The sequence below is a fragment of the Ruegeria sp. YTSA064 genome (assembly GCF_059610325.1).
Map to the genome: position 1 here is coordinate 25,557 of NZ_JBXWNK010000020.1, position 9,488 is coordinate 35,044.

Sequence of the window (9,488 nt, forward strand, 5' to 3'; positions counted from 1 at the left end):
TCTGGTTTCCGGGGCTTCCAGCCAACTTGGAAAGCTGGCTGGAGATTTTAATGAACTCTCTTCCCGTCCATCCAGGTTTGCTCCACTTCGATTTCGCTGATTTGTTCGGCGGTTACTTCGCGGGGGTTTTGGGCAAGGATCACGAAATCGGCCAGTTTGCCGACCTCAAGACTGCCGATCTCTTCTTCTGACAAGAGTTGAAATGCCGGAACGCTTGTAACCGCCCGCAGCGCCATATCGACCGAGGCTCTTTCATGTTCGCCCAATACTGTCTCCGGGTCCGTAAAAAGGGATCTTGTGACTGCAGCTTCTACCATTTCCAGAGGAGAAAGAACTGAGACAGAATAATCCGTGTGCAAAGAATAGGGCACACCGGCTCTCTCAAAGCTGCCGGTGCGATCCAATTTTACCGCTTTTTCAGGGCCGAACACGGTATCCCGGAACGCTCCTCCCCAGTAGAGTACGTGTGCAATCAAGAAAGAACACGAGATGTCCAGTTCTTTGAGCTTGGCGATCTGATCGTCTTCGGTGATCGAGCAATGTTCAATACGCGGTCGAACAACGTCAACGCCTTCTGCACGGGCTCTTTCGACCGCAGCGATGATGTTGTCGATGGACGCGTTCCCATTTCCATGCATGGCCATCTGACCGCCGCGTCTTGTCCCGTCATATACCGCGAAGTTGATGTCGTTCGGGAGCATATACGCGAGCCCGTAGTTATCCGAATTCAGATAGGGTTCGCGCTGCAGCCCTGTGTATGCCTGATTTGATCCATCTGCCGAAATCTTCCAGCCGATGACCCGCGCCATGGCATCACCCTGCCCAGGTTCAACGCCCGCTTCGTCCCAAGCGTCGAGTTCTGCCCATTGAAGATAGCTACGTGTACGAATTGGAAACTCAGCGTCAGCACCGAGAGCTTCAAAGACTTCCCAATCTCCGGGATTGGCAACCCCGGCCACGCCAACGGCTGTCAGCCCTTTTGTCGCCCAATCCTGAGCGATTGCCTTTGTGCCTTCGACGCGGTCGTAATTTTGATAAGGCTCAATAACGGACAACGCACCGAACAAAAGCGCCCCACCGGACAAGTTTCCGTCTGGACGGCCGTCGTCGAACCGCCCGAATTGTGCACCCTCGGGATCCGGCGCGTCGTCAGTCACCCCCATCAAGTCCAAAACAACAGAATTTACGGTCATCTTGTGACCACCCGCCTGCCAGATGACCATCGGCGTGTCGGGCGCGATTGAATCCAAATGATCCCGGGTAACAAGGCCATCGGCAAAGGATTGCGTTGCCAGATCGAGGTTCACGAACAATGCCCAATCGGAAGGTCCTTGGCCATCTGAGGCTTCTTTCATGTACTCAAGTGCCTCTTCGACTGTGGAAAAACGGTCAACTCCCACATTGTCAAAGACAGAAGAGGCACCGCCGCCGACAGGATGAGTATGCGCATCAATGAAGCCAGGCATAATTGTGCTTCCTGCCATATCAACAACCGTTGAACCTTCCCCAGCTTCGGCCATCACATCCGCTTCAGCCCCGACCGCTAGAATACGGCTGCCCCGGATCGCCATCGCCTCCGCCACCGAGAATTCGTCATCAATGGTCAGGACGTTGGCATTGGTGAAAACTGTTGTGTCTTGGGCTTGCCCAAATCCAGCGGAAACGCTGAGAACTGCGGCGAGTATCGGAGATATACGCATTGGTTTCTTCCTTGAGTTGGGCGACTACTGTTTGGGCTGTCTGCCTGCGCCAGAAAAGGTTCGATCCGGCGCAGGCATGGGCAGATTGCAAAATGCCTGAGCTTTTCAGTCCAGCGTATTCTTGTAGAACTTGCCGTCCTTCATGATTACGCGGATGGTATCAAAGCCTTCTTGGCGGGGTTCTGCGTCAAACCATTTCGGTTGGGCTCCCAATACGGACAAGTCTTCAAGCGGGTTGCCATCGACGATCAGGATATCGGCATAGGCACCTTCTTCAATCACGCCCAGTTTCTCGGGGTAAGGATTGCGTTGTCCCGTCAATTGCGCCAGCTCGCCCCCCGCCGATGTGGCCGAAACCAGCATGGCGTGATTTCCGAACCAGTCCGCAAACTGGTACTTTTCGAAATCGCGGTGAGCACGGCCCTGATCAAGCGTTGAAAGTACTGTATCAACATTGTGCACAATCTTGGGTTTGTACTTCTTGACCAGTTCAATGAGATCTTTGCTTTGGTCCTGAGCAACCGCGAGTTTGATACCTGCGGGCGTGCCGGGCGCAAAGTTGGGGTGCTCAAACAGGATCGGTGAGAACCCCGCCGTATTAAGCGACCAGATAATACCTTCATCTGCCATGCGCTTTACGGTTTCTTCGGTGACCATCTGGCCGTGGTCAATGACCTTCACTCCGGCATCGAGAGCCAGTTTAACAGTCTCGTCTGTATAGGCGTGTACGAACACATATGTGTCATAAAATGCGGCCGCGTCCACTGCGGCTTTGATCTCTTCCACGCTGTATCCAACGGACCAGAGGGGGTCCAATTCAGAGGAAACACCACCGCCAACCGTAAGCTTGATCTGCGTGGCGCCGAAGCTGAGGTTTCTGCGCGCGGCTGCTCTGATTTCGTCTACGCCGTCTGCGACGACCGCGAGATTAAGTTCCTCGACCTGTGTGACAGGGCCACCTTCGGCGCGGGCACGCGGGCTGCGCCAGTCCGTGTGACCGGATTGCGGACCGATGCAGGCACCGCTTGGGTAAACCCGCGGTCCGACGACTATGTCCTGATCGATTAGTTTCTTCATCGCATCGCCTTGACCACAGGCATCGCGAACCGTCGTGTACCCATCCATGAGGTAGTCACGCGCGTTCGCAGCCGCCATTGCGCCAATACCATCCCAATTGGCATATTCCGCGCCACCAAAGCTTGTGAACAGACCGGTCAGGTTCAGGTGAACGTGGCTGTCGATCAAACCCGGCATCAGCGTGCGTCCGTCGCCGTCGATCACGGTGGCGTCCGGCGCGTCAATGGCGTCGGTCGAAACTTCCTTAATCAGGTTACCTTCAACCAGAACGCTGGCGTTTTCGATCCGCGCTTCGTTCACACCGTCAAAAACATGGACGTTGGTGAACAGTGTTTGAGGCAAAGCGTCCTGCGCAAACGAAACGCTCGCCGCGAATACGAACGCGCTTGCCGTCACTGCAATCTGTTTAAGCTGTTTCATCGAGTGGCCTTTCTTTCAGTGTTTTGGTGCGCGGGATGCCGAGGTAACTTCACCCCGCGCGACACTCAGTCGAGTGTGTTCTTGTAGATCACGCCGTCTTTCATGATCAGATCGAAGTTGTTCTCGTAGTCGGTCATGATCAGGGCATCCTCGACCGGGTTTCCTTCGACGAGCAAAATGTCCGCATAGGCCCCTTCTGCAATCACGCCGAGTGGACCCGCGGGATAGGGGTTGAGTTGACCTGACAGGGCAAGCAATTCACCGGCCTTAGACGTAGCCTGCAAAAGAACTTCATAAGAAGACCACTCTTCGAGTCGATACTTGAATTCATCGTTCTGCTTGGTGAGCGCCGCAGGGTCCCCGATGATGTCGGTGGAAAAGGCGACCTTTTCGATGCCGAATTCCTTCAGAAGTTTCATCTGGTTTCTGGCGCCAGCTTGTACGGCCAGGAACTTGGGGGCGGCGAGCGGCCCAAGCACCTTGATGACGACTTCTTCATCCAACCCCAGAAGAGAATAGTAGGGCACGACCCAGACATCCGCGTCCTTGATCGCCTGCGCGCCGACTTCGGTCATCAATTGCGCATGGTCGATACTCAGCACACCGGCTTCGATGGACCGCAGAATGCTCTCGTCATTGTAGACGTGGACAAGGACGTAGGTATCCCAGTCCGCCGCGGCTTTGACCGCAGCTTCCAGTTCTTCGGGCAGGTATTGCACCGTGTGGAGCGGGTCCACACTGGAGGATACGCCACCGCCCGCCATGACTTTGATTTGCGATGCTCCGAGGCGAAGCGCTTCGCGCGTTGCGCGCAGAACTTCCGGGACACCGTCAGCGAGAAACTCAAGGTGCTGGTTGAAGAACGACGGCGAGGACCCTTCGAAGTTGGGGTGCGGTTCCGTGTAGTGCCTGTGCTCGCCATGTCCGGAGGTTTGCGAGATCACGGGGCCGGACGGATAGATGCGCGGACCCACGGCCTTGCCCCGGTCGATGGCTTTCTGAAGTCCCATCGCCGGTCCACCCGCATCACGGACGGAGGTGAAGCCGCGCAACAGCATCTTTTCTGCTTCGACCGTGGAAACCGCGCCCCAGTACATCCAGTCAAAATTGTCCCTCAGGTCCGCAATCGGCTCGGTGATGGCCATGTGCACATGCGCATCAATTAACCCCGGCATCAGCGTGCGCCCGCCGCCGTCGATGATCTGAGCATTCGCCACAGCCAGAGGCTCGGTCGAGACCTCGGCAATCAGGTTGTCAACAACGAGAACATTGGCATTCTCGATCCGCTCTTCGTTCACGCCGTCAAAGACATGCACGTTGGTGAAGAGGATCGGAAAGCTTTCCTCCTGTGCAACGGCATGGGCTGAAGACAAAAGACCCGCGACAAGGGTCGTCGTCAGAATTTGGGCCAGTTTCGACAGCATTGTGGCATTCCTTTCGGCGAATCAAAGAAGTCGGGTTCCCAATGTGAGTTTAGGGACTGAGCCAAAAAATTGCCTGACACCTTGTCAGAGGTTGAAAATTAGTTTTGGCAATCTGCAAGGTTCGACGCGTTTTCGGTGGAAGTTTCCGGCGCCTCTGTCCTAGTTTCAGCGAACAGGAGGCGCGATGACCGGCGAACGTATCAAGAAATCGGACAAGACACTGCCGCTCGTCAGGGCGTCCGTTGCGGGTCCTGTTGTCGCCGCCCTTCGCAAGGTGAGCATCGAACCGGCGTTCGTCCTCGATCCTCTGGGACTAAATGAAGCCCAGGTGATGGACCGGCAGAATTTCGTGCCCCATGACACGGTTTACCAGATTTTTCAGGCTGTAGCAGATGCCTCATCACCGGTGTTCTGCGCCAAAGTCGGTCAGTCCGTCGACCTTGTTCGGTTTCTGCCACATGGCAACATGTTGGCGGACGCTCTGACTCTCGGAGACTTCTTCACAAGGTTCACACAGGCGGTATCCAAGGAATCCAATGCTGTCACCCAATCGCTCCTTGTCGAAGACGAGCACGCGTATTTCCACGCCAGACGAAACTTTGCCGTTTCTGTTTCACCGGCGCAGGCCGATGCGTTTCTGGCCAGCGTCTGGATATCCCTTTTGCATCGGGTTCTGGATTTCAGATGGGACCCCTACCAGGTCGTTCTGCAAGTCAGTGATCCGGATGCGCTCCCCGAACAGTTTCATGGCGTCAAAGCAATCCAGTGTGCGCCGCAGGGGTTTTCTATCAGGTTTCCATCAAACTGGCTGAGCTACCAGCTGACGCAGGAGGCATTGGAAAACCCGTCAGACCTGAGGATTAAAGAGAATGATCTGGCCGCACCGCAGGACTTTCTTGCCGGACTGGAAGGACTGATACGGGTGCATTTGGCTGAACCGGAGTTTGGTGTCGATGCCTTAGCCGACCTTTGTGGCTTTCATCGCGAAACGCTTAACAACCGGCTGAAACCCTATGGTCTGACGGCCTCGCAGGTGATTGCGCGATTAAGACAGGATGCCGCTGAAAACCTTCTCGTCGAAGGCAACACTTCCGTAGGCGAAACAGCGCGAAGGCTCGGGTATGCCGACCCCACAGCGTTCTCTCGGGCGTTTCGTAAATGGACGGGCCTTTCTCCGGCAGCCTACAAGAAATCAAACCGGAAGGACTAGCATTGCTCCTGAACATCGCCATCGGTCTTCTATCTGCATTTTTTCTCTTTGCTTCATCCATCAAGATTTTTGGGTGGCAAAAGAAGATTTTTGAAATCCAGTTGGGCATGTTCGAAAGCTACGGCCTCAACAGGCAGATCATGTTCCTCGTCGGATGCGGAGAACTTTTCGGGGCAATCGCCATCTGGTTTCAATCGTCCTGGATCGGGCCGCTAGGAGCACTTGCGTTGCTAAGCACATCTGTCGGAGCGATATTTTGCCATCTAGTGTACGATACTTGGAAGCAGGGTATACCGGCGACGATAACAGGGACACTTGCGGCTCTTGTTTTGAGCGCTGAGTATTCGAAACTTCTAAACGTGCTGTAACGACAGCCACCCGACCGATGCCAGGCAGCCCCGGGACAGCGATGGAACGTCTACAACGGGCCCTTATTCTCGAATTTGCGAAGTCCGCTTTCTGCGCATTGCTGTCATTGGGACATCGCGCAGCATCGGTCAAAATGGGCTCAGTGTTGCCGTTCTCCGCAGCAAGCATGATTGGCTGGTCCCCAGCCTGAAGCAGGCATTCACAATCACGCTTTTCAGTTTTGCACCAAGCCATTGACTAGGACATGCGCGACGTTCAGGAAATCATGTTGTCTGCTGTAAACGACTGAATTGGGCTCGGTGCCATCGTTGTCTGCTGTTAGCATGATTGGCCGCACGCAGCCCGAAGCGGACCTTCGCAACCAAGCTTTGCTAACTCCGAAATACACAACGAAACGGCCAGTTGCAGAGGTTGTATCGGCGGTGGCAACCAACCATTCATGTCGTCGACTAACCTGTTCAACGTCGCACTACAACTTCTCCGAACTGATCCCACGAGGACCTAATCTTCGAAGCGTTCATTTGGCTCGACCACATTTACTTGCTTCGGAACTTGGTCGGTGTCATTCCGGTTTGACCTCGGAAGAAGCGGGTGAAATGGGACTTGTCGGAGTAGCCGAGCATCAGGCCGATCTCCGCTATTGTCATCTTGTCTTCTCGGAGGTGCTTCTTAGCGACATCGACACGCAGCCGTTTGATCTCACGGGGTAGCGTTGTGCCTTGTTTTTGAAGCGCTTTCAGAAACCGTTCCGGTTGTATTCCCAGCATTCCAGCCACCATCTCTGGTCCCAAATCGGTTTCATCCAGTTTGTCGCGTAAGACAGATCGCAAAGCTGCCACCACGGTTACTTCTTCATCTTGTCGAAGTGATGCTATGGGCTTGGCAGAACCCTCAGAGACGTGGTGCAAAAACAACCATTCCACAGGAAAACTAATTTGCATTCCGGGATCAGTCCCAAGGCCAACCTCGATCCCTTTGTAGTCGATAGGCAGCCCATTGATGTATCTGCTTTCCCATCGCACACGGGAAGAGTCCCAGGACTCTCCGACGACGGTCTGCAATAGGCGTACATAGATTGCGGCACCAAAACCGGTCACCTGAATGGGTGGGACGGTTGGTTCCTGTTGCCTCTCGATACGATAAGTCGCTTTGTCTGCTTCAATGACAAGGCTGTGCCGCACAGAATTGGACTCCTGCGGCACGAGCTCAACAAAGCGGGTAAAAAACTCGAACAGCGTTTTTGTAGATTGCAAGGCTTGAGCGAAGGGCGGCCATCCTTGTAGGTCAAACGCTTCCCCTACATTCAGTCCTAGGTATCGATCCCCTGATACTTCTGAGAAAGCATTTACCAAGCCGTAAACCAACTCGGAGTGAACGAACACGGATGGGTTAGTCATCAGTTCAGCTTTCAAGCCGACCTGATCCAATGCTGGTTGCGGATTGATCTTACGTTCGGTGAGATATTGCAGAAAGGGAGCGGCTAAAGAGAGGCGAACAAAGCCCTCGCTATGCTCTCGGGAGGTGGAGTTGAAAGGCAAGCTCATAACCCTTGTTGGATTAGCTTTAAGAAGTGGCCATTTTTGCAGTCACATTCGTACATCCTAATTCAAAAGGGGCAACCGAGCCAATGAATTCCAGACTATAGTTGGCAAAACATGAATATGAAGGGAGTACTTATGTCCGGCTTACGAATGTCTCTTTGCTCGACGGCAATTGTCGCGGCAGTTCTTTCTTTTTCGGCGACCGCGCAGGCTCAGGATCAAGAAGAACCCCAAACGCTGTTTACCAACGTGCATGTCTTCGACGGTGTGAATGAGCAACGCATTGAAAATGCCAGTGTTCTGGTCGAGGGCAATCTGATCAAGTCCGTCTCAACCGATGCCATTGATGCGCCGAGCGCGACGGTTATCGACGGCGGTGGGCGCACTCTGACACCGGGCTTTATAGAGAATCACGCGCACCTGATGCTCATGGGGCCATCGATTGCCGAGATGGAAACCAACTCGACCTGGGAGGATTTCGCCATCCACGGGACCCGGATGGCCGAAATGTACCTGATGCAGGGCTTCACGACCGTTCGCGATGCCGGGGGCGCTGGCGGCGGGCTGCGGCGCGCAATTGACGCCGGCCAGATCGTCGGCCCCCGCTTTTATCCTTCCGGGGCATTTCTCGGAACACGTGGTGGTCACGCCGATTTCGCATCCTTCACATCTCCGCCGGGTGGGGTGACCAACTTTGGGACTCTGAATATGGCCCAACAGGTCAACGGTGTTGACGAAATTTACATGTATGGCCGCAACAACCTGCGCATGGGTGCCACGCAATTGAAGTTCATGCAATCAGGTGGGGTGATTTCGGCATTCGATCCATGGCAGTTGCTCGCCGGTTCGAAAGAAGAGATCGAGGCCGCTGTTCAGGTTGCCAACGAGTACGGCACCTATGTCATGGCACATTCCTACCGCAAAGAAGCGATCATCAATGCCCTGAATGCAGGGGTCAGAACCATTGAACACGGATTTCACTTTGACTGCGAGATTTCTGCTTTGATGAAAGAAAAAGGAGCGTACATCACGACGAACATCACAGCATTTGATCCAGGCCTACTTGATGTTCCGTCCGTGAAAAACAACCCCAACAGTTTGAGGAAGGCCAAATCGGCCTCGGCGACCTTCGAAGCCTACATTCCAAGTATGAAGGAATGCCCGGCGCCGCGCGGTTTCCAAACCGATTGCGTCGGCTCGGTCGAAGCGTGCAACATCCAGATCGCCTACGAGAAACATCTGAATAACCATTTCTTCGGCCCCTATGCGTCGATGGTAACCCTAACTTCGGTAGGTGGCGAGATCGCGGCACTTAGCGGTGATTTCATGAACCCCTATCCGGAAGGCAAACTGGGTGTGATCGAAGAAGGCGCCTATGCCGACATCCTGCTGATAGACGGCAACCCCCTCGAAGACTTCTCTGTCGTTGGAACAGGCGATCAGTGGTTCGGTGCGGACCCGAGGCCGGACAGCCCGGAAACAATCCGCCTGATCATGAAGGACGGTGTGATCTACAAAAACACACTGGATTGACCAGATAAAGCAGCCGGAGAGCATTCATGCGAAATTGGTTTTGCTCCGCAGTATTCGCAGGGTTGGTTTTGTGCGGTTATGATGCTGCGGCGACGCCTGGAACCGCGTTGGACTGGGCAGATCTGCCAGATCCGTCTGCGCAGGTCTTTGATGACCCCTATCGTGAACTCAGCCCCGAACAGTTCGACGATGTTCTTTTCGTTGTGCGTATACG

At 54.4% G+C, this 9,488-nt stretch carries 7 protein-coding genes and 1 pseudogene; 4 read left to right on the forward strand and 4 right to left on the reverse strand.

The features are described from left to right. Window positions 1–47 precede the first annotated feature (47 nt). From AC2FI7_RS22115 to AC2FI7_RS22125, 3 genes are all read right to left on the reverse strand, one after another. Entirely contained in the window at window positions 48–1,700 is a 1,653-nt protein-coding gene (locus AC2FI7_RS22115) for an amidohydrolase (protein ID WP_496833656.1), read from the reverse strand. 105 nt (window positions 1,701–1,805) lie between these two features. Continuing rightward, complete coding sequence (locus tag AC2FI7_RS22120) at window positions 1,806–3,197, reverse strand: metal-dependent hydrolase family protein (RefSeq protein ID WP_496674198.1); 1,392 nt, start codon at window positions 3,195–3,197, stop codon at window positions 1,806–1,808. A gap of 65 nt (window positions 3,198–3,262) precedes the next feature. Next, window positions 3,263–4,621, reverse strand: coding sequence for a metal-dependent hydrolase family protein (locus AC2FI7_RS22125; protein WP_496674201.1), 1,359 nt, complete (start codon window positions 4,619–4,621; stop codon window positions 3,263–3,265). 184 nt (window positions 4,622–4,805) lie between these two features. Between AC2FI7_RS22125 and AC2FI7_RS22130 the strand changes: the two genes are divergently transcribed. Both AC2FI7_RS22130 and AC2FI7_RS22135 read left to right on the forward strand, forming a co-directional pair. Continuing rightward, on the forward strand, window positions 4,806–5,831 hold the full coding sequence (locus AC2FI7_RS22130) for a helix-turn-helix domain-containing protein (RefSeq protein ID WP_496674204.1): 1,026 nt from the start codon (window positions 4,806–4,808) through the stop codon (window positions 5,829–5,831). Continuing rightward, entirely contained in the window at window positions 5,780–6,199 is a 420-nt protein-coding gene (locus tag AC2FI7_RS22135; RefSeq protein WP_496674206.1) for a DoxX family protein, read from the forward strand. Before AC2FI7_RS22130 ends, AC2FI7_RS22135 begins: the two co-directional genes overlap by 52 nt. Before the next feature lie 537 nt (window positions 6,200–6,736). Here the strand turns inward: AC2FI7_RS22135 and AC2FI7_RS22140 are convergent. Next, window positions 6,737–7,744, reverse strand: a complete 1,008-nt coding sequence (locus AC2FI7_RS22140) for a helix-turn-helix domain-containing protein (RefSeq protein ID WP_496833659.1) — start codon at window positions 7,742–7,744, stop codon at window positions 6,737–6,739. Between the two features lie 117 nt (window positions 7,745–7,861). On the opposite strand from AC2FI7_RS22140, the gene AC2FI7_RS22145 reads away from it, so the two are divergent. Together AC2FI7_RS22145 and AC2FI7_RS22150 are read left to right on the forward strand one after the other, a co-directional pair. Then, window positions 7,862–9,274 (forward strand): amidohydrolase family protein, encoded by a 1,413-nt coding sequence (locus AC2FI7_RS22145; RefSeq protein ID WP_234900806.1) that lies wholly within the window; start codon window positions 7,862–7,864, stop codon window positions 9,272–9,274. Between the two features lie 26 nt (window positions 9,275–9,300). Further along, window positions 9,301–9,488: pseudogene (locus tag AC2FI7_RS22150) on the forward strand (DUF3299 domain-containing protein); the annotation flags it as partial.